Source organism: Rugamonas violacea (genome assembly GCF_016461825.1).
Lineage (GTDB): Bacteria > Pseudomonadota > Gammaproteobacteria > Burkholderiales > Burkholderiaceae_D > Rugamonas.
The window spans coordinates 78904-97567 of record NZ_JAEMNU010000003.1; the positions used below are offsets into that span (position 1 = coordinate 78904).

The 18664-nt window shown below is 62.3% G+C and carries 15 protein-coding genes, 1 tRNA gene and 2 pseudogenes (1 of these 18 cut by a window edge); 15 read left to right on the forward strand and 3 right to left on the reverse strand.

Annotation, left to right across the window (positions count from 1 at the left end):
* From H7U20_RS00650 to H7U20_RS00700, 11 genes and pseudogenes are all read left to right on the forward strand, one after another.
* Positions 1 to 1491, forward strand: a pseudogene (locus tag H7U20_RS00650) (AMP-binding protein) (it extends 173 nt beyond the left edge of the window).
* An 8-nt stretch (positions 1492 to 1499) separates the two neighbouring features.
* Complete coding sequence (locus tag H7U20_RS00655; RefSeq protein WP_199517686.1) at positions 1500 to 3872, forward strand: bifunctional salicylyl-CoA 5-hydroxylase/oxidoreductase; 2373 nt, start codon at positions 1500 to 1502, stop codon at positions 3870 to 3872.
* Between the two features lie 4 nt (positions 3873 to 3876).
* The gene (locus tag H7U20_RS00660; protein WP_199517687.1) at positions 3877 to 4686 is read left to right on the forward strand and encodes an SDR family NAD(P)-dependent oxidoreductase; all 810 of its coding nucleotides are present in this window, start codon (positions 3877 to 3879) and stop codon (positions 4684 to 4686) included.
* A gap of 59 nt (positions 4687 to 4745) precedes the next feature.
* Positions 4746 to 5294 (forward strand): MarR family winged helix-turn-helix transcriptional regulator, encoded by a 549-nt coding sequence (locus tag H7U20_RS00665; protein ID WP_233410402.1) that lies wholly within the window; start codon positions 4746 to 4748, stop codon positions 5292 to 5294.
* Between the two features lie 13 nt (positions 5295 to 5307).
* Positions 5308 to 6162, forward strand: a complete 855-nt coding sequence (locus H7U20_RS00670) for an enoyl-CoA hydratase family protein (protein WP_199517688.1) — start codon at positions 5308 to 5310, stop codon at positions 6160 to 6162.
* 1 nt (position 6163) lies between these two features.
* Positions 6164 to 7369, forward strand: a complete 1206-nt coding sequence (locus H7U20_RS00675; protein ID WP_199517689.1) for an acyl-CoA dehydrogenase family protein — start codon at positions 6164 to 6166, stop codon at positions 7367 to 7369.
* Between the two features lie 20 nt (positions 7370 to 7389).
* A complete protein-coding gene (locus H7U20_RS00680) occupies positions 7390 to 7779 on the forward strand; it encodes a RidA family protein (protein ID WP_199517690.1) in 390 nt (129 codons plus the stop codon).
* A 309-nt stretch (positions 7780 to 8088) separates the two neighbouring features.
* The gene (locus tag H7U20_RS30010; RefSeq protein WP_233410403.1) at positions 8089 to 9102 is read left to right on the forward strand and encodes a macro domain-containing protein; all 1014 of its coding nucleotides are present in this window, start codon (positions 8089 to 8091) and stop codon (positions 9100 to 9102) included.
* Positions 9102 to 9659: a TIR domain-containing protein gene (locus H7U20_RS00690; RefSeq protein WP_199517691.1), complete on the forward strand. Its 558-nt coding sequence runs from the start codon at positions 9102 to 9104 to the stop codon at positions 9657 to 9659. Before H7U20_RS30010 ends, H7U20_RS00690 begins: the two co-directional genes overlap by 1 nt.
* A 162-nt stretch (positions 9660 to 9821) precedes the next feature.
* Complete coding sequence (locus H7U20_RS00695; RefSeq protein ID WP_199517692.1) at positions 9822 to 10616, forward strand: hypothetical protein; 795 nt, start codon at positions 9822 to 9824, stop codon at positions 10614 to 10616.
* The gene (locus H7U20_RS00700) at positions 10613 to 11395 is read left to right on the forward strand and encodes a toll/interleukin-1 receptor domain-containing protein (protein ID WP_199517693.1); all 783 of its coding nucleotides are present in this window, start codon (positions 10613 to 10615) and stop codon (positions 11393 to 11395) included. Before H7U20_RS00695 ends, H7U20_RS00700 begins: the two co-directional genes overlap by 4 nt.
* 269 nt (positions 11396 to 11664) lie before the next feature.
* Here H7U20_RS00700 and H7U20_RS00705 read toward each other — a convergent pair whose 3' ends face one another.
* From H7U20_RS00705 to H7U20_RS00715, 3 genes and pseudogenes are all read right to left on the reverse strand, one after another.
* A complete protein-coding gene (locus H7U20_RS00705) occupies positions 11665 to 12420 on the reverse strand; it encodes a tyrosine-type recombinase/integrase (protein WP_377101651.1) in 756 nt (251 codons plus the stop codon).
* 139 nt (positions 12421 to 12559) lie between these two features.
* Positions 12560 to 12864, reverse strand: a pseudogene (locus tag H7U20_RS31065) (Arm DNA-binding domain-containing protein); the annotation flags it as partial.
* A 174-nt stretch (positions 12865 to 13038) separates the two neighbouring features.
* Positions 13039 to 13113: transfer RNA gene (locus H7U20_RS00715), tRNA-Arg, on the reverse strand.
* Between the two features lie 143 nt (positions 13114 to 13256).
* On the opposite strand from H7U20_RS00715, the gene H7U20_RS00720 reads away from it, so the two are divergent.
* The 4 genes from H7U20_RS00720 to H7U20_RS00735 all read left to right on the forward strand — a co-directional run bounded on the left by H7U20_RS00720 (position 13257) and on the right by H7U20_RS00735 (position 18629).
* On the forward strand, positions 13257 to 15149 hold the full coding sequence (locus tag H7U20_RS00720; RefSeq protein ID WP_199517695.1) for an ATP-binding cassette domain-containing protein: 1893 nt from the start codon (positions 13257 to 13259) through the stop codon (positions 15147 to 15149).
* Positions 15150 to 15296: 147 nt separating this feature from the next.
* Entirely contained in the window at positions 15297 to 15959 is a 663-nt protein-coding gene (locus tag H7U20_RS00725) for a CAAX prenyl protease-related protein (protein WP_199517696.1), read from the forward strand.
* 50 nt (positions 15960 to 16009) lie between these two features.
* Complete coding sequence (gene epsL, locus H7U20_RS00730; RefSeq protein ID WP_199517697.1) at positions 16010 to 17230, forward strand: XrtB/PEP-CTERM-associated polysaccharide biosynthesis outer membrane protein EpsL; 1221 nt, start codon at positions 16010 to 16012, stop codon at positions 17228 to 17230.
* Between the two features lie 16 nt (positions 17231 to 17246).
* Entirely contained in the window at positions 17247 to 18629 is a 1383-nt protein-coding gene (locus H7U20_RS00735) for an undecaprenyl-phosphate glucose phosphotransferase (protein ID WP_199517698.1), read from the forward strand.
* Positions 18630 to 18664: the final 35 nt, after the last annotated feature.

The following is an 18664-nucleotide window of genomic DNA, read 5'->3' on the forward strand; positions in this document are numbered from 1 at the left end:
GGCGCGCGTCCGGCGATCCGCAGCGATACGCAGAGCTGGACCTACGCCGAGCTGCAGCGCCAGGTCGACCGCATCGCCCACGTGCTGCGCGGCCCCATGGGACTGGTGCCGGGCAACCGCGTGCTGCTACGCGGCGCCAACACTCCGCTGATGGCCGCCTGCGTGCTGGCGGTGTTCAAGGCCGGCTGCGTCGCCGTGCCGACCATGCCGCTGCTGCGCGCGCGCGAGCTGGGCGCCATCCTCGCCAAGGCCGAGGTCAACGCGGCGCTGTGTGCCGACGGCCTGCGCGCCGAACTCGACGCCGCGCCGGGCCTGCCGGCCAAGGTGCTGTACTTCGGCTGTGAGGCGGGCGAGGGCGGCGCCGCCGGAGCCGCCCATGCCGCCAACTCGCTGGAGGCCCGCATGGCCGAGCAGCCGGCGCAGTTCGAGGCGGTCGACACGGCGGCCGACGACATTTGCCTGATCAGCTTCACCTCGGGCACCACCGGCGTCCCCAAGGGCACCATGCACTTCCACCGCGACATCCTGGCGATCTGCGACTGCTTCCCGCGCGAGGTGCTGCGCTCGCGCGCCGACGACGTTTTCATCGGCACGCCGCCGCTGGCCTTCACCTTCGGCCTGGGCGGCCTGCTGCTGTTCCCGCTGCGGGTCGGCGCCAGCGCCGTGCTGCTGGAGAAGCTGACGCCGGAGTCGCTGCTGCAGGCGGTCGAACGGCACGGCGCCACCGTCTGCTTCACCGCGCCGACCTTCTACCGGCAGATGGCGCCGTTGGCCGCCAAGTACGATTTATCCAGCCTGCGGCAGAGCGTGTCGGCCGGCGAGGCGCTGCCGCTGGCCACGCGCGAGAGCTGGCAGCAGGCCAGCGGCCTGGCGATGATCGACGGCATAGGCGCCACCGAGCTGCTGCACATCTTCATTGCGGCGGCCGACCAGCAGATCCGCCCCGGCGCCACCGGCAAGCCGGTGCCCGGCTACCGGGCCTGCGTGCTGGACCGCGACGGCCAACCGGTCGGCCCCGGCGTGATCGGCCGGCTGGCGGTGAAGGGGCCGACCGGCTGCCGCTACCTGGCCGACGAGCGCCAGCGCGAGTATGTGCTGAACGGCTGGAACCTGACCGGCGACGCCTACGAGATGGATGCCGACGGCTACTTCTACTACCGCTCGCGCACCGACGACATGATCATCTCGGCCGGCTACAACATCGCCGGGCCGGAGGTGGAGGACGCCCTGCTGCGCCATCCGGCGGTGGCCGAATGCGGCGTGGTCGGCCGCGCCGACGAGGAGCGCGGCCAGATCGTCGAGGCGCATGTGGTGCTCAAGCCCGGCCACCAGGCGAGCGCGCGGCTGGCGGCCGAGCTGCAGGAGTTCGTCAAGGGGCAGATCGCGCCCTACAAATATCCGCGCGCGGTGCGCTTTTTGAGCACCTTGCCGCGCACCGAGACGGGCAAGCTGCAACGCTTCAAGCTGCGCGACGCGGCCACCACTTCGTGAAGAATGCCATGAATATTGTTTGCATAGGCGGCGGTCCGGCCGGCCTGTATTTCAGCCTGTTGATGAAGCTGCAGAACCCGGCCCACCGCATCACCGTGGTCGAGCGCAACCGCCCCTACGACACCTTCGGCTGGGGCGTGGTGTTCTCCGACCAGACCTTGGGCAACCTGATGAACGCCGACGAGGAGACCGCGCGCGCGATCCTGCAATCGTTCAACCACTGGGACGACATCGACATCCATTTCAAGGATGCCAAGGTCAGTTCGGGCGGCCATGGCTTTTGCGGCATCGGCCGCAAGCGCCTGCTCAACATCCTGCAGCAGCGCTGCGAGCAGCTGGGCGTGGAGCTGGTGTTCGAGACCGACGTCGTCGACGACCAGGAATTGGCGGCCAGGTACGGCGCCGACCTGGTGATCGCCTCGGACGGCTTGAACAGCCGCATCCGCGGCCGCTACGCCGCCACCTACGCGCCGCAGATCGAAGCGCGCCAATGCCGCTTCGTCTGGCTGGGCACCAAGAAAAAGTTCGACGCCTTCACCTTCGCCTTCAAGCAGACCGCGCACGGCTGGTTCCAGGCCCACATCTACCAGTACGACGGCGACACCTCCACCTTCATCGTCGAGGCGCCGGAGACGGTGTGGCGCGCCGCCGGGCTGGAGGAGATGAGCCAGGAGCAGAGCATCGCCTTCTGCGAGCGCTTGTTCGCCGAGCAGCTGGACGGCCACGCGCTGCTGTCGAACGCCGGCCACCTGCGCGGCTCCAGCGTGTGGATCAAGTTCCCGCGCATCGTCTGTGCGCAGTGGGTGCACTGGAACGGCGCCACGCCGGTGGTGTTGATGGGCGACGCCGCCCACTCGGCGCATTACTCGATCGGTTCCGGCACCAAGCTGGCGCTGGAGGACGCCATCGAGCTGGCGCGCTGCTTCGCTGCGCATGAGGAGACGGCGGCGGCGCTGGCCGCCTACCAGTCGGTGCGCGCGGTCGAGGTGTTGAAGATCCAGAGCGCGGCGCGCAATTCGATGGAGTGGTTCGAGAACGTGCAGCGCTACAGCACGATGCAGGCGCCGCAGTTCGCCTACTCGATGCTGACGCGCAGCCAGCGCCTGTCGCACGAGAACCTGCGCCTGCGCGACGCCGCCTACGTGGCCGGCTTCGAAAGCTGGTTCGCCGAACGCGCCTTCGCCCAGGCCGGCGTGGCGCCGCCGGCGAACCTGGCGATCCCGCCGATGTTCACGCCGTTCAAGGTGCGCGGGCTGACCTTGAAGAACCGCATCCTGGTCTCGCCGATGGCGCAGTACAGCGCCGTCGACGGTATCGTTGGAGACTACCACCTGGCGCATTTGGGCGCGCGGGCGCTGGGCGGCGCCGCGCTGGTGTTCGCCGAGATGACTTGCGTTTCGGCCGAGGCGCGCATCACGCCGGCCTGTCCGGGCATGTACACGGCGGCCCACACGGCGGCGTGGCGGCGCATCGTCGACTTCGTCCATGCGAGTAGCGATGCCAAGATCGCGCTGCAACTGGGCCACGCCGGCGCCAAGGGTTCGACCCACGCCATGTGGGACGGCATCGACCAGCCGCTCGACGAGGGCAACTGGCCGCTGTGGTCGGCCTCGCCGCAGCAGTACTTGGCCGGCGTCTCGCAAACGGCGCGCGAAATGGGCGAGGCCGAGATGGCGCGGGTGGCGGCCGACTTCGTGCGCGCCACCCTGGCCGCCGACGCGGCCGGCTTCGACTGGCTGGAGCTGCACTGCGCGCACGGCTATCTGCTGTCGTCCTTCATCTCGCCGTTGACCAACCAGCGCGGCGACGACTACGGCGGCAGCCTGGAAAACCGCTGCCGCTTTCCGCTGCGCGTGTTCGCCGCGATGCGCGCGGCCTGGCCGCAGCACAAGCCGATGAGCGTGCGCATTTCGGCGCACGACTGGGTCGAGGGCGGCATCACGCCGGACGACGCGGTGGCCATCGCGCGCCTGTTCAAGGCGGCCGGCGCCGATTTGATCGACTGCTCGTCCGGCCAGGTCAGCAAGCGCGAAAAACCCATTTACGGCCGCATGTTCCAGGCCCCGTTCGCCGATCGCGTGCGCAACGAGGCGGACATCGCCACCATCGCCGTCGGCTCGATCTTCGAGGCCGACCACGCCAACGGCATCATCGCCGCCGGCCGCGCCGACCTGTGCGCGGTGGGCCGGCCGCACCTGGCCAATCCGGCCTGGACTCTGGCCGAGGCGGCCCGCATCGGCTACCGCGCGGTCGGTTGGCCGAAGCAATATCAGCCGGGCAAGCAGCAACTGGAGCGCAATCTGGAACGCGAGCGCCAACTGGCGGCGGCCAGTGGCGGCCTCAGTGCGCAGCAGGTGGCGGCCAAGTTATTGGAGGGTTGAGGACATGACGACATTGGCAACTACGCCGGCCAACACCCCGGCCAACACCCTGGCCGGCAAGCACGCGCTGGTGACGGGTGGCGCGCGCGGCATCGGCGCCGCCTGCGCGCGCGCCTTGCTGCTGCGCGGCGTGCGCGTCACCTTGGCCGGTCGCGACGTGGCCGCGCTGTTGCAGGCGCAGCGCGAAATGAGCGCGCTCGGCGAGGTCGGCGTCGAGGCGCTCGACGTGGCCGACGAGGCGGCGGTGCAGGGCGCCTTCGCCCGCGCGGCCGAGCGTTTCGGCCGTATCGACATCCTGATCAACAACGCCGGCCAGGCCGAACCGGCGACCTTCCTGAAGACCGACGCGGCGCTGTGGCAGCGCATGCTGGCGGTGAACTTGAGCGGCGTGTTCCACTGCACCCAGGCGGCGCTGCCGGCCATGCTGGAGGCGCGCTGGGGCCGCGTCGTCAACATCGCCTCGACGGCCGGGCTGGTCGGCTACCGCTACGTGTCGGCCTATGTCGCCGCCAAGCACGGCGTGGTCGGGTTGACGCGGGCGCTGGCGCTGGAGGTGGCGGCCAAGGGCGTCACCGTCAACGCCGTCTGCCCCGGCTACACCGAAACCGACATCGTGCGCGCGGCGGTGGCCAACATCGTCGCCAAGACCGGCCGCAGCGAGGAGCAGGCGCGCGCCGAACTGGCCGGCGCCAATCCGCAGCAGCGCCTGGTGCAGTGCGAGGAGGTGGCCAACGCGGTGGTCTGGTTGTGCCTGCCCGAGTCGGCGGCGATGAACGGCCAGGCGATCGCCGTGGCCGGCGGCGAAGTCATGTGAGGCATATGAGCATATGAGACAGCCAATGAATCCAATCAGCGCATCTAGCAAGGAACCCGATGTCATTTTCCGATAACACCGAGGGCGTCGGCGCGGGCGAGGCTGGAGAGACGGGCGAGGCCGGCGAACCGGTGCTCGACCTGTCGAGCCGCCTGACCGACGATCACCACCAGTCGCTCAAGCTGTGGCTGCGCATGCTGTCGTGCACCGTCAAGATCGAGAACGAAATCCGCAGCCGGCTGCGCGCCAATTTCGGCATCACGCTGCCGCGCTTCGATTTGATGGCGCAGCTGGAGCGTTACCCGGACGGCCTGCGCATGGGCGAACTGTCCAAGCGCATGATGGTCACCGGCGGCAATATCACCGGCATCACCGACCAGCTGGAGCAGGAGAAGCTGGTGCTGCGCGTGCCCGACCCCAAGGACGGCCGCGCCTACAGCGTCAAGCTGACCGGCGCCGGCCGGCGCGCCTTCGCCACCATGGCGGCGGTGCACGAGGGCTGGGTCGCCGAGCTGCTGCACGACATGTCGGGCGCCGACAAGAGCCAGCTGATCGCGCTGCTGTCGCAAATGAAACGGCACTTGAACGCGCCAGACGACAAACCATAACGAGGACACCACCATGCGATACCTTTCCGGCGAAGCCCAGCAACTGCCCGGCAACCGCGCCAGCCTGGCCGGCTACCGGGCGCGCCACTTCCTCTTCGACGTGGCCGACGGCGTCGCCACGCTGACCCTGAACCGGCCCGAGCGCAAGAACCCCTTGACCTTCGACTCCTACGCCGAGCTGCGCGAGTTGTTCCGCGCGCTGGCCTACGCCGACGACGTCAAGGCCATCGTCATCACCGGCGCCGGCGAAAACTTCTGCTCCGGCGGCGACGTGCACGAGATCATCGGTCCGCTGACCAAGCTGGACATGCCCGGCCTGCTGGCCTTCGCGCGCATGACCGGCGACGTGGTCAAGGCCATGCGCGCCTGCCCGCAACCGGTGGTGGCGGCGATCGACGGCATTTGCGTCGGCGCCGGCGCCATGCTGGCGCTGGCCGCCGACATGCGCCTCGGCACGGCGCGCAGCAAGACCGCCTACCTGTTCACCCGGGTCGGCCTGGCCGGCTGCGACATGGGCGCCTGCGCGCTGCTGCCACGTTTGATCGGCCAGGGCAGGGCGTCCGAATTGCTCTACACCGGCCGTTCGATGGGCGGCGCGGAGGGCGAGCGCTGGGGCTTTTTCAACAGCCTGCACGAGCCAGACGCTTTGCTGGCGGCCGCGCGCGCGCTGGCGCGGGGGCTGGCCGACGGCCCCACCTTCGCCCACGGCATGACCAAGAAAATGCTGCAGCAGGAGTGGAACATGGGCGTCGACGAGGCCATCGAGGCGGAGGCGCAGGCGCAGGCCATCTGCATGGCCACCAACGACTTCCACCGCGCCTACCACGCCTTCGTGGCCAAGCAAAAACCGCAATTCGAGGGGGATTGAGATGTCCGACAAATCGTATTTGGAATGGCCGTTCTTCGCGCCGCACCACGCCGCGCTGGAGCGCGAGCTGGACGCCTGGGCCGCCGCTGAGATGCGCGGCGCGCACGGCCATGGCAGCGACGTCGACGCGGCCTGCCGCGCGCTGGTGCGCCAGCTCGGCGCGGCCGGCTGGTTGCGCCACGCCGTCGCCGGCGTCGAGCACGGCGGCGCCGGCGCGGCGATCGACACGCGCGCGATCTGCCTGATCCGCGAGACGCTGGCGCGCCACGCCGGCCTGGCCGATTTCGCCTTCGCCATGCAGGGCCTGGGCTCGGGCGCCATCAGCCTGTTCGGCAGCGCCGACAACCGCGCCCGCTACCTGCCACGGGTGGCGGCCGGCGAGGCCATCGCCGCCTTCGCCCTGTCCGAGCCGCAGGCCGGCTCCGACGTCGCCGCCATGCAGTGCGCCGCCGTGCGCGACGGCGAGCATTATGTGCTCAACGGCGAGAAGACCTGGATTTCCAACGGCGGCATCGCCGACTTCTACGTGGTGTTCGCCCGCAGCGGCGAGGGCGCCGAGCCGGGCCAGACACGCGGCGCGCGCGGCATCTCCGCCTTCATCGTCGACGCCGACACGCCGGGCTTCTCCATCGCCGAACGCATAGCCGTGATCGCGCCGCATCCGCTGGCGCGGCTGCGCTTCACCGACTGCCGCGTGCCGGCCGCGCGCCTGATCGGCGAACCGGGCCAGGGCTTCAAGGTGGCGATGGCCACACTCGACGTGTTCCGCACCTCGGTGGCGGCGGCGGCGCTGGGCTTCGCCCGCCGCGCCTTCGACGAGGCGCTGGCGCACTGCCAGCAGCGGCAAATGTTCGGCCAGCGCCTGGCCGACTTCCAGCTGACCCAGGCCAAGCTGGCGCAGATGGCCACCGGCATCGACGCCGCCGCCTTGCTGACCTACCGCGCCGCCTGGCAGCGCGACCAAGGCGCGCGCGTGACGAAGGAGGCGGCGATGGCCAAGCTGACCGCCACCGAGACGGCGCAGCAGGTGATCGACGCGGCGGTGCAGATCTTCGGCGGCCTGGGCGTGGTCAGCGAGCATCCGGTCGAGCGGCTGTACCGCGAGATCCGCGCGCTGCGCATCTACGAGGGCGCCAGCGAGGTGCAGCAGTTGATCATCGCGCGCGAACTGCTCAACGGCGCGCCGGCGGCGGCGCCGGCAATTTAGGATACTGGAAAGGCAACACCATGGAATTTTTGCAACCCGAGGGCTGGACGCGGCCGCGCGGCTATTCAAACGGCGTGGCGGCCAGCGGCAGGATGGTCTGCGTCAGCGGCATGATCGGTTGGGACGGGCAGGGCGTGTTCCATACCGACGACTTCGCCGGCCAGGTGCGGCAGGCGCTGCTCAATGTGGTGGCGGTGCTGGCCGAGGCCGGCGCGCGGCCGGAACACATCGTGCGCATGACCTGGTACGTGCTCGACAAGCAGGAGTACGTCGCGGCTTACAAGGAGATCGGCATCGCTTACCGCGAGCTGATCGGCGCGCACTATCCCGCCATGACGGCGGTGCAGGTGGCCGGCTTGCTGGAGCCGCGGGCGCGGGTGGAGATTGAGGTGACGGCGGTGCTGCCGTAGCGGCGCCGCGCGCCTGGAGCGACGCCCGAACATACGATGGGGAAACGATTGGCCAAGCAAGTTGCTGAAGACGAGCGGGACGCCCGCCTTCAGCACAGATAGCACCCCGGCGAACTCGACTCAGTCTTCCATTTTGACGCTGCTGATCTGCTCTTGGTAGATCGATTGATCCGTACAGCCAGCGCCTTTCAATTTTGAGATTCGATTTGCGAAACCCGCGACCTGTTCAACGGTCGAGGTGCGCGCATAGCCGTATGTTGGCATCGCGTTCTTTTCTATCCATAGGTTTTAGATGTGGTGAAATTATCAATGGCTTCTAGAGTGAAGGGCCGCTTTGATAGTTTTTTGATGGGGAGGCAGACCGGATCGGTTGACCCTGCCCAAGTGAGAGCAACGCATATTTATTTAGCACAAGAAGTTATCCGATGTACAATGGTCGTAACCAAATATATCGTCAGCGAAAATATGAGCTTTAAGTCCGGCAGTGTTGATCTCTGGCGCGGAGCGACACGCGACTGGAAGAAGTTCCTTTCTGTGGCCTTCGTAGCTTTCAGTGGTCTATTTACTTTGGCTAGCGCCATCGATTTCTTCCTACCCGATGCTGGTGTTAAAGCCCCGATCGCTCTAGGTGTCGTTACCATCGCAAGTATCTTCTATGCATCAAAGACAGTTTGGAAGCCATCTAAGGTAGAAATCCAGATTGCTAATTGCGCAACGTGTATTGAGATTGTGTTTGGAGACTTATTCTCTCAAGGCGGAATTAGAGCTATCGCAGTAAACGAATATTTCGACAGCAAGCTTGGAAAGCCGGTCTCACCTCAGAGCCTCCATGGCTTGCTGATAACTAAATGTTTCGGCGGACATCCTCAGCCGTTTGACGATCAACTGGTTGCCGAGTTAGCTCCATACCCTTCAACTTCCGAAGCGGCTAAGGTCGAAGGGAAGAATGTCAAGTATGAGATTGGCACAACAGCTATGGTCAAATCAAACAACGATCAATACTTACTCTTTGCGCTAACTCGCAATGACCCATTGACATGCAAGGCAAACGCGGACGTTACAATGCTTTGGAATGCGATCAACTCGCTATGGAAACGTGCGCGCAACGAATGCAATGCAATGCCGCTGAATGTTCCGCTTATGGGCAGTGGATTATCCGGACTTGGGCTGCCTACCCGAGACCTTTTGAACCTGATCGTGTTATCTGCGATAACGGAAACCAAGGCCCATGAGATCACGAAACGTATTCGTGTCGTTTTGCATCGAGACCGATTTGACGACCTCGATTTGAGGGATGTGAAAAGTTACTGGAAGGATAAGTGATGGCTTACAGGAACGGCACTTACGTGGCATTTCATGCGAACGGCACAAACATACCGGGGCAGTCTGATATTAAGTACTACCAATTAATGCGTGCTTGGTCTTTCAAGCCAGACGACGAGTTCACACTGGTGAATAGCCACGAAAAGGCTTCGGCAGTACGTGACACCAGCCAAGCTGCCACTTTGCGCCGGTCGCTACACGAGCGGCTTGCAAACTCCAAGAACATGGTGCTAATCATCGGAGGAACTACGAAGAGCGATACCGACTGGGTGCCCTTTGAAATTGAGAACGCTGTGGACAAGTATAAAATTCCAATTATCGCCACTTACGTTGACTATGATAAGCCCATCCGAAATCCTGCCGCTCTTGTGTCCTACTGGCCGGAAGCGTTGAAACGTAGGATTGAAAATGGCACCGCCAATGTCATCCACGTACCATTCAAAAAAACGGTGCTGATGAACGCTATGGGGCAGTTCTCACATAACAATCCTCCACCTGGCAAAGGTTACGGATACTACAGTGACGAAGCGTATAAGAGCTTTGGCATTGAAGGCTAGGTGTTGAACGATTTAATTATAAGTTAAACAAAGCAAGGGGAGGGCATTTTCTGTAAATTGCCCGTGTAATAGCTGGACGTCAGATACTGGTTTTAGTCGAAATAATTTTCTGTGCAGTTTTAAGCATTGGTCGCCGATAGAACCAACCGCAAAGGCTTAAAAATGATAAGTACTGATGTTACTACGCCCATGCCTGACGGTGATGGCATCACGTCTGAGTTGCTCCGGGTTGTCGTGACCAAGTGGCATGACAAAGAGCAAGAAAAAGTGAACCGGTTCCTGGAACAATGGGTTCGGATGATTAAGGATGAGTTGAGGGAAAAGGAAGCTACCATCCTTGAAATAATGGCCCGCCTTGACCTCCACGACGAGAAAATTGCAGAGCGTGTGCAGAGCAAGGAATATCAAAGTCTTATAAGGAAAACTTTTCGGGAGTGGGCCGGTGCCGAAAGCGAAAGCAAGCGCGTCTGGATTCGAAACATTCTTGCGAACGCGGCAGCATCAGCGTTGTCTAGCGATGACGTCATCCGATTGTTCATCGACTGGCTAGGGTTATACTCTGAATTGCACTTTCAGGTTATCGCTAAAATATATGAAGTTGGTGAAAGAGGAATCTCTCGGGGAGGTGTTTGGCATTCGTTAGCCAAGCCTACGGTTCGAGAGGACTCAGCGGATGCCGACCTGTACAAGCTTCTGATACGAGACCTTTCTACAGGAGGTATAATTCGTCAGCATCGCGAAACGGATTATTCTGGCAATTTTATTCCGAAACAGCCAGCTAAGAAGGCTCCTGCAGGGGCGAGTAAGGTATTGACTTCGGCCTTTGACGTGAATGACCTTTATGAATTGACCGAGTTGGGAAAACAGTTTGTCCATTACGCAATGTCTGATTTGCCATTGAAAGTAGAGTACAGTTATACGCCCGACAATCAGACTGGAAGTGAGAGAAGCGAATGATTTTTCTGTCGCATAATAACAAAGATAAACCTGTAATTGAACAATTCGCGATAAAGCTTCGCGAGGTATTTGGCCAAGAGAATATATTTTACGATTCGTGGGCAATTCAACCGGGTGACGGCATCATCGATAAAATGAATACCGGCATCGAGTCGTGTAAGTATTTCCTATTTTTCGTGTCGAAGAATAGCCTTGCAAGCAACATGGTTAAACTAGAGTGGCAAAACGCTTTGGTCAAAGCTGCAGGTGGAAGTATAAAATTTATTCCAATTCGGATCGATGGTAGCGATATGCCTGCGCTACTTCTTCAGACTCTGTATATAGACCTTTTTGGCGCTGGGCTTGATGTTGCTATTCGCCAGACGCTTGACGTTGTTTCCGGAAAAAATACATATACCGCAGAAAACACGACGTTTTCGAACTTGCATGCGAAAATTCGTGTTAATGGGCTTGTCTGGGAGGTGACTGTTGAGGCGACGCAATTCATGTCTCCGATCAGTAGCTTTATGCTTTTCTTCACAAATGACTTGAGCAACTTCGTATTTGGAATGCCGGGTGAATCTGCATACAAGAGCAGTGAGCCGTTCCCTATGACGCTGGCAGACGGACGCGAAGGATTCGGAAAGCTTCTGGGGCTGGACCGGGCTACTGTGCCGGGCCATCCTGTTGTTATGTGCGTGACTTGCCCTGAAGGTGTTGCGATACCCCTCCTTGTTGTGATGCATGAGGTATCGAAAGGTCAGTTTAAGAGCATACCAATGACAATGATTACCGGCTGATGTCGCTTTCAGCAGTTTTCAATAAATCGACTCTCCCTTTAGATGAATAGAGCCACGCCTATGGTTGTGGCTCCACTCATTGTTGAACTCAGCAACCGTAGAGAATTTACTCGTAGGCGCTACCTGTGCATAGAAATTATCTGCGCGCCAATTTTGAGATTATCTAAGTAGTCGGCCCAGCGTTGCATCATTTCACGACGTGCTGGTAAATGGCTGGTTCGATTGTAGGCGCGTCCGTTGGGATCTTTGACGGCGTGAGCAAGTTGATGCTAAATTAAATCGACACGCTCGCCTAGCACCTCGGCCATAATTGTGCGCGCCATGGCGCGGAAGCCCTGGGCAGTCATCATCTCCTTGCTATAACCCAAGCCCCTTAGCGCTGCATTGACGGTGTTTTCGCTCATGCACCGGTCGGTGGTGCGTATGCTTGGAAATACAAACTTCGTGTGGCCGGACAACGGCAACACCGAACGTAGGATTTCCACTGCTTGCGTTGATAGGGGCACGATGTGATCGTTGTCCATTTTCATTTTTTGACCGGATATGCGCCACTCGGCCGCTTCTAGATTGATCTCGGCCCATTCTGCTGCGCGCAATTCGCCTGGGCGGACGAACACCAGCGGCGACAGTTTCAATGCCGCTATCGCATACGGATGGCCGCTGTAGCCGTGAATGGAGCGTAATAGGGCGCCGACCTGTTTGGGTTCCGTGATATCGGCAAAATGTCCCTTTTTCGGCACTGCCAGAGCGCCCTTCAAGTCGACAGTAACGTCACGGCTTGCAAAGCCGCTGGCTACGGCGAAGCGGAACACTTGTCCGCAAATTTGCTTGACGCGATGCGCCGAATCGATCACGCCGCGATCTTCGATTTTTTGTAAAGCCGACAGTACGTCACGCGGAGTAATCGCAGAAATCGGTTTCTTCCCGATGAAGGGAAAAACATTGTTACTCAGCCAGTTCATCACGTTCTCTTGGGTGATGGATGCACGGTCAGGCGCTGTTTGGGTTAACCATGCGCGCGCCACGATTTCAAAGGCGGGACCCTGGAAAAACCGTCGTTCCCGGGCAGGTCGGAATCCATACCCCGCATGACCATTGGCTCAGCATGGATTCCCGCCTGCGCGGGAACGACAATTTAGTGGTTTTTCGAAGTGCCCAGGTGGGTGCTGCGGCCGAAATCTTCGTTCGCTTGTCGTCCTGTTTTTCCTGGCTAGGGTCGATGCCGTCCGCAAGTAGTTCTCTTGCTTCCTCCCCCGGCGTTTGCGCGATTTGGCAAGCGTGACCGCTGGATAGGCACCTAGTTAGACGCCTAGCGCCAAGGTTTTTTTCTCAGCAAAACGATAGTTCATTCGCCAGTACTTGCCTATCGCTTTCACCAAAAGGATCATGCTGTGTCCGTCGGTGTACTTGTCGCCTGCGGGCGCGCCGCTGTGCTTGACCTGTCTGACGAGCGTGTCTGTTGGGGCCAGGGCGCCTCCGTTGTCGGTCTCTGGTTTTAGGTTCGAAAGAAGTACCAACAAAAGCACCAAGAAAATGTTGGTATCTGATGCTCCCCCTCGGAATGGTTTGGACAACAAAAAACCCGCGCTCCCATGACGGAGGCGGGTTTGTTGGATTCGATCGGAATTCTTAGAACAACTGTATGGTCCCCCCGACTGGAATCGAACCAGTATCCCACGCTTAGGAGGCATGTGCACTATCCATTGTGCTACGGGGAGGACACGAAATCGAGCGCAATTATAGCCGACGTATCACGGAATTTGGCCGTGATTGCGCGCCAGTCGGTACAATGCGTGCTTTCCCTCATCAAATCGGCGCGGTTTCGTCCTGAACGGGCGCGTTCGAGCATCTCATACTCACTATGGCAGTCATCTCTCTTTCTTCGGCGCAACTGGCGTTCGGCCACGTCGCCCTGCTCGACCACGCGGAATTTTCCCTGGAAACGGGCGAGCGCGTCGGCCTGATCGGCCGCAACGGCACCGGCAAGTCCTCCCTCCTGAAGGTCATCTCGGGCCGTTTCAAGCTCGACGACGGCTTGTTGACCATGCAGCAAGGCATCCGCATCGCCTACGTCGAGCAGGAGCCGGTGTTCGACCCGGAGATGAGCGTGTACGACGCCGTCGCCGCCGGCATGGGCGAGCTGCCCGCGCTGCTCAAGGAATACGACGCGCTGACCGGCCAGTTCGGCATGGGCAACGACGACGCCGTGATGGAACGCATGCACGACGTCCAGGTGCTGCTCGACGCGGCCGACGCCTGGAGCCTGCCGAACAAGGTGGCCACCGTGCTCGACCGGCTGAACCTGACCGGCGACATGCTGATGAAGACGCTCTCGGGCGGTATGCAGAAGCGCGTCGCGCTGGCCCGCGCCCTGGTGTCGGCGCCCGAAGTGTTGCTGCTCGATGAGCCGACCAACCATCTGGATTTCACCTCCATCCTGTGGCTCGAGGGCCTGCTGCGCGATTTCAAGGGCAGCGTGCTGTTCATCACCCACGATCGTAGCTTCCTCGACAACGTGGCGACCCGCATCATCGAACTCGACCGTGGCCGCCTGCTGTCGTATCCGGGCAACTTCACCGCCTATCAGGTGCGCAAGGAAGAGCAACTGGAGATCGAGGAAGTCGAGAACGCCAAGTTCGACAAGTTCCTCGCCCAGGAAGAGGTGTGGATACGCAAGGGCGTCAAGGCGCGCCGCGTGCGCGACGAGGGCCGCGTGCGCCGCCTTGAGGCCTTGCGCCTGACGCGCGTGGCGCGCCGCGAGCAGCAGGGCCAGGTCAAGCTGGACGTGTCGGCCGGCGAGCGCTCGGGCAAGATCGTGGCGGACCTGGACAACGTCTCCAAGACCTATGGCGACAAGGTCATCGTGCAGGGCTTCAGCGGCACCATCCTGCGCGGCGACAAGGTCGGCCTGATCGGCGCCAACGGCGCCGGCAAGACCACGCTGTTGAAGATGATCCTCGGCCAGGAAAGCTCGGACACCGGCAGCATCCGCCTCGGCACCAAGTTGCAGGTGGCGTACTTCGACCAGATGCGCAGCCAGCTCAACGAGGAGGCCAACCTGATGGAGACCATCGCCCCGGGTAGCGACTGGGTCGAGATCAACGGCCAGCGGCGCCACGTGATGACCTATCTGAACGACTTCCTGTTCGCCCCCGAGCGGGCCCGCTCGCCGGTCAAGTCCTTGTCCGGCGGCGAGCGCAACCGCCTGCTGCTGGCGCGCCTGTTCGCCAAGCCGGCCAACGTGCTGGTGCTCGATGAGCCGACCAACGATCTCGACATCGACACCCTGGAGCTGCTGGAAGAATTGTTGGAAGACTACACCGGCACCGTTTTCCTGGTCAGCCACGATCGTACCTTCCTCGACAACGTGGTGACCCAGGTCATCGTCGCCGAGGGCGAGGGCAAGTGGCGCGAGTTCGTCGGCGGCTATACCGACTGGGAACGCGTGCGCACGGTCGCCGCGCCGACCACGCCGGCCAAGGCTGCGGCCAAGGCCGAGCCGGCCGCCGCGCCCGCCGCCAAGGCGAAAAAGCTCAGCTTCAAGGAGCAGCGCGAACTCGACGAGCTGCCCAAGCTGATCGCCGCCCTGGAGGACGAGCAGAGCGCGTTGGCGCTGCAGTTGTCCGACCCGGACTTCTACAAGAAGAACGCGGCCGAGTCCAAGCGCATCCAGGGCAGGGTCAGTGAAATCGAAGGCGAGCTGCTGCTGGCGCTGGAGAAATGGGAGCAGATCGAGGCGCGCAGCAAGGGCTGAGCGTCGCCGCGCCGCGCCACTTGGTGCGGCGCAACAAAAAATTCCGGCGCGGCATAGGCAGGGCGGGTTGCATCAAATATAATGATGCCATCTCAATCCGCCGGAACGCCATGCCGCCAACCTTCCTCGCCACCGCGCCGGGCCGCCATGTTTGAGCGCGCCACCCTGGCGCGCGTGCTGCCCTTCGCCATCTACATGGCCTTCATCGCTATCGCCGACCTGCTCGGCCGTCTGGGCTGGAGCGGCGCGGAACTGCGCTGGTTATATCCGATCAAAATCGCCGCCGTGCTGGCCGCCCTGGTTTATTACCGGCGCAGCTACGTCGAACTATTGCCGGCGCGGCCGGACTGGCGCGCCGTCGCCGCCGCCGTCGCCGCCGGTCTGCTGGTGTTCCTGTTGTGGATCAATCTCGACGCCCCCTGGATGGCGCTGGGCGGCTCGGCCGGCTTCGATCCGCGCACCGACGGGCAAATCGACTGGACGCTGGTGGCGTTGCGCCTGCTCGGCGCGGCCGTGGTGGTGCCGGTGATGGAGGAATTGTTCTGGCGTTCCTTCCTCATGCGCTGGATCGAGCGCGCCGATTTCCTGAACGTGAACCCCGCGCACGTTAGATTTAAAGCTTTTATTGTCACTGTGATATTATTCGGTTTCGAGCACAGTTTGTGGCTTGCCGGCATCGTTGCCGGCGCCGCCTATAGCGTCTTGTATATGCGTAGCCGTAGCCTGTGGACAGCCGTGCTGGCGCACGCCGTGACCAACGGCGTGCTCGGCGTTTGGATAATTTTTACTGCCCACTGGACTTACTGGTAATATTGTTAATTGCCATGAATAGTCGTTTCCCCACCCAAAGACGAATGACAATGTTGAGCTCCTTGCGAAAAAACTTCGATAGCCTGCCGGTGGTGCGCCACTGCTCTCCGCTCGCCTTGTTGCTGGGCAGCCTGTTCAGCGCGCCCGCGACGGCCGCCCTGAGCGACACCCTGCAACCGTTCGTCGGCATCTCTTACGTGCACGACGACAACCTGTTCCGCGTGCCGGATCGGCAGGGGCCGGGCGGACCGGAGTCGGACAACACCAAGATGCTGGTGGCCGGCCTGGCCGTCGAGCGTCCGATCGGGCGCCAGACGCTGATCGCCTCGGCCAAGGTGACCCGGGTCGACTTTAGCCGCTTCGATCAACTCAACTATGTCGGCAAGGACGCCAACGCCACCTTGAACTGGCAGCTCGGCAACCATTTCGAGGGCGCGCTGGGCGGCACTTACAACGAGACCTTGTCCTCGTTCAGCGATTTCCACTCGACCGAGAAGAACATCCGCGGCGCCCGCGGCGGCTTCCTCGACGCCAACTGGCGGCTGCACCCCAGTTGGCGCCTGCACAGCCGCGTCGGCCGCGACAAGTACGACTATTCGCTGGCCTCGCAGAGCTACCTCGACCGCAATGAAAACCGTGGCGAGCTCGGCATTGACTACCTGGCCGCCAGCGGCAGCACGATCGGTCTGCTGGTGCGCCGCTTGAAGGGCAGTTATCCGCACCCGCTGCGCTTCGGCCCCTTCGTCGACGACGAGAGTTTCAAACAGGACGATGTGCAGTTGAAGGTGTATTGGAACTACAGCGCGGCGACCCAGCTGCGCTTCCAGGGTGGCCGCTCGAAGCGCAGCCACACCCTGTTCTCGCAGCGCGATTCGAGCGGCGTGCAGGGCCGGCTCGACGTCACCTGGCTGCCGACGGCCGGCGTGCGGCTGGTCGGCTCCGGCTGGCGCGAGTTCCAGCCCTTCGAGGGCAACAACGCCAGTTACAGCCTGAGCAAGGGCACCAGCCTGGCGGCGACCTGGGTCAACACGAGCAAGATCTCGACCCAGGCCAGCCTGCGCTACGCCAAGCGCGAATTCGCCGGCCTGATCAACGCCACCGCGAACGTGCAGGACAGCACCCGCACGGCCACGCTGGGCGTCAACTACGCGCCGCTGCGCAGCGTGCAGTTGGGCGCCTCCTTGAACCACGACGCGCGCAGTGGTCAGTCGGCCTTCACCACCCCGTATCGGTCCAACAGCGTTTCGCTTAGTGCGAACGTTCAGTTCTAAGTATTGAAAAGTTAACATGACGGTCAATGATATTCCCTTAATTTCGTTTTTCCAGCGGGTGCTCGACCCCCTGATCATCATGGGTACGCAGTACCTGTTTTCGATGCTGTTCGGCGTGCCCTTTACCGGCTACTCGATGGTGTTGATGGTGCTGGCGTTCTACATCTCGACCTCGGTCTACGAGCACGTCGATCCTTACCGCACCTGGCGCAGCGGCCGCATGCTGGCCTACGCGCGCGACATCCTGGTCGGCTGGACGGTGACGGTGGCGGTGCTGGTGCTGATCGGCATGGTCAGCGGCCTGTCCTACCACTATGACGAGAACGTCATGCTGGCCTGGTTCGTCTGCACCCCCTTCCTGTTGCTGTCGAGCCACTTGGCGGTGCGCAGCATCGGCTCCGGTCCGGGCAAGGCCAGCGAGGTGCGCTCGGTGGTCATCATCGGCGCCAACGACGTCGGCGTGAAGTTCGCCTCGGTCATCGAGCGCAACCCCAACCTGTTCATGAGCGTGCGCGGTTACTTCGACGACCGCACCGAGGACCGCCATCCGCCGCACATGAGCCACCCGATGCTCGGCAAGATGTCCGACATCGCGCTGTTCGTGCGCACCCACCAGATCAAGATGATCTTCATCAGCCAGCCGATCTCGGCCCAGCCGCGCATCCGCAAGCTGCTCGACGAGCTGCAGGACACCACCGCCTCGGTCTACTTCCTGCCCGACATCTATGTGTTCGACCTGATGCAGGCGCGCTTCGACAACGTCGGCGGCATGCCCGTGATCGCCATCTGCGAGTCGCCGTTCACCGGCTTCAACAGCATGGTCAAGCGCGGCAGCGACATCGTGCTGGGCCTGCTGATCCAGGTGATGTTGTTGCCGATCATGTTGTTGATCGCCATCGCCGTCAAGCTCAGCTCGCCCGGCCCGGTGATCTTCCGCCAGCGCCGCTACGGCCTGTACGGCGAGGAGATCATCGTCTACAAGTTCCGCTCGATGACGGTGGCCGAGGACGGCTCGAAGGTGGTGCAGGCGACCAAGAACGACCAGCGCCTGACGCGCATCGGCGGCTTCCTGCGCCGCAGCTCGCTCGACGAGCTGCCGCAGTTCATCAACGTGTTGCAGGGCCGCATGAGCATCGTCGGGCCGCGGCCGCACGCGGTGGCGCACAACGAGCAGTACCGCAAGCTGATCAAGGGTTACATGCTGCGCCACAAGGTCAAGCCGGGCATCACCGGCTGGGCCCAGGTCAACGGCCTGCGTGGCGAAACCGAGACGCTCGACAAGATGGAGGCGCGCATCAGCTTCGACCTGGACTACCTGCGCAGCTGGTCGCTGTGGCTCGACCTGTGGATCATCCTGCGCACGGTCAAGGTGGTGTTGAAGCGCGAAAACGCCCATTAACAGAAGCTTAAGTTTTTACGGCGAGAATCATGCCT

Bases quoted from the DNA above. Each gene is read 5' to 3' on its own strand.
- H7U20_RS00720 (WP_199517695.1), top strand. From the start codon at position 13,257: ATGGCAGTCATCTCTCTTTCTTCGGCGCAACTGGCGTTCGGCCACGTC.
- H7U20_RS00735 (WP_199517698.1), top strand. From the start codon at position 17,247: ATGACGGTCAATGATATTCCCTTAATTTCGTTTTTCCAGCGGGTGCTC.
- H7U20_RS30010 (WP_233410403.1), top strand. From the start codon at position 8,089: ATGGCTTCTAGAGTGAAGGGCCGCTTTGATAGTTTTTTGATGGGGAGG.
- H7U20_RS00700 (WP_199517693.1), top strand. From the start codon at position 10,613: ATGATTTTTCTGTCGCATAATAACAAAGATAAACCTGTAATTGAACAA.
- H7U20_RS00670 (WP_199517688.1), top strand. From the start codon at position 5,308: ATGCGATACCTTTCCGGCGAAGCCCAGCAACTGCCCGGCAACCGCGCC.
- H7U20_RS00680 (WP_199517690.1), top strand. From the start codon at position 7,390: ATGGAATTTTTGCAACCCGAGGGCTGGACGCGGCCGCGCGGCTATTCA.
- H7U20_RS00660 (WP_199517687.1), top strand. From the start codon at position 3,877: ATGACGACATTGGCAACTACGCCGGCCAACACCCCGGCCAACACCCTG.
- epsL (WP_199517697.1), top strand. From the start codon at position 16,010: ATGTTGAGCTCCTTGCGAAAAAACTTCGATAGCCTGCCGGTGGTGCGC.
- H7U20_RS00655 (WP_199517686.1), top strand. From the start codon at position 1,500: ATGAATATTGTTTGCATAGGCGGCGGTCCGGCCGGCCTGTATTTCAGC.
- H7U20_RS00725 (WP_199517696.1), top strand. From the start codon at position 15,297: ATGTTTGAGCGCGCCACCCTGGCGCGCGTGCTGCCCTTCGCCATCTAC.
- H7U20_RS00675 (WP_199517689.1), top strand. From the start codon at position 6,164: ATGTCCGACAAATCGTATTTGGAATGGCCGTTCTTCGCGCCGCACCAC.
- H7U20_RS00695 (WP_199517692.1), top strand. From the start codon at position 9,822: ATGATAAGTACTGATGTTACTACGCCCATGCCTGACGGTGATGGCATC.
- H7U20_RS00665 (WP_233410402.1), top strand. From the start codon at position 4,746: ATGTCATTTTCCGATAACACCGAGGGCGTCGGCGCGGGCGAGGCTGGA.
- H7U20_RS00690 (WP_199517691.1), top strand. From the start codon at position 9,102: ATGGCTTACAGGAACGGCACTTACGTGGCATTTCATGCGAACGGCACA.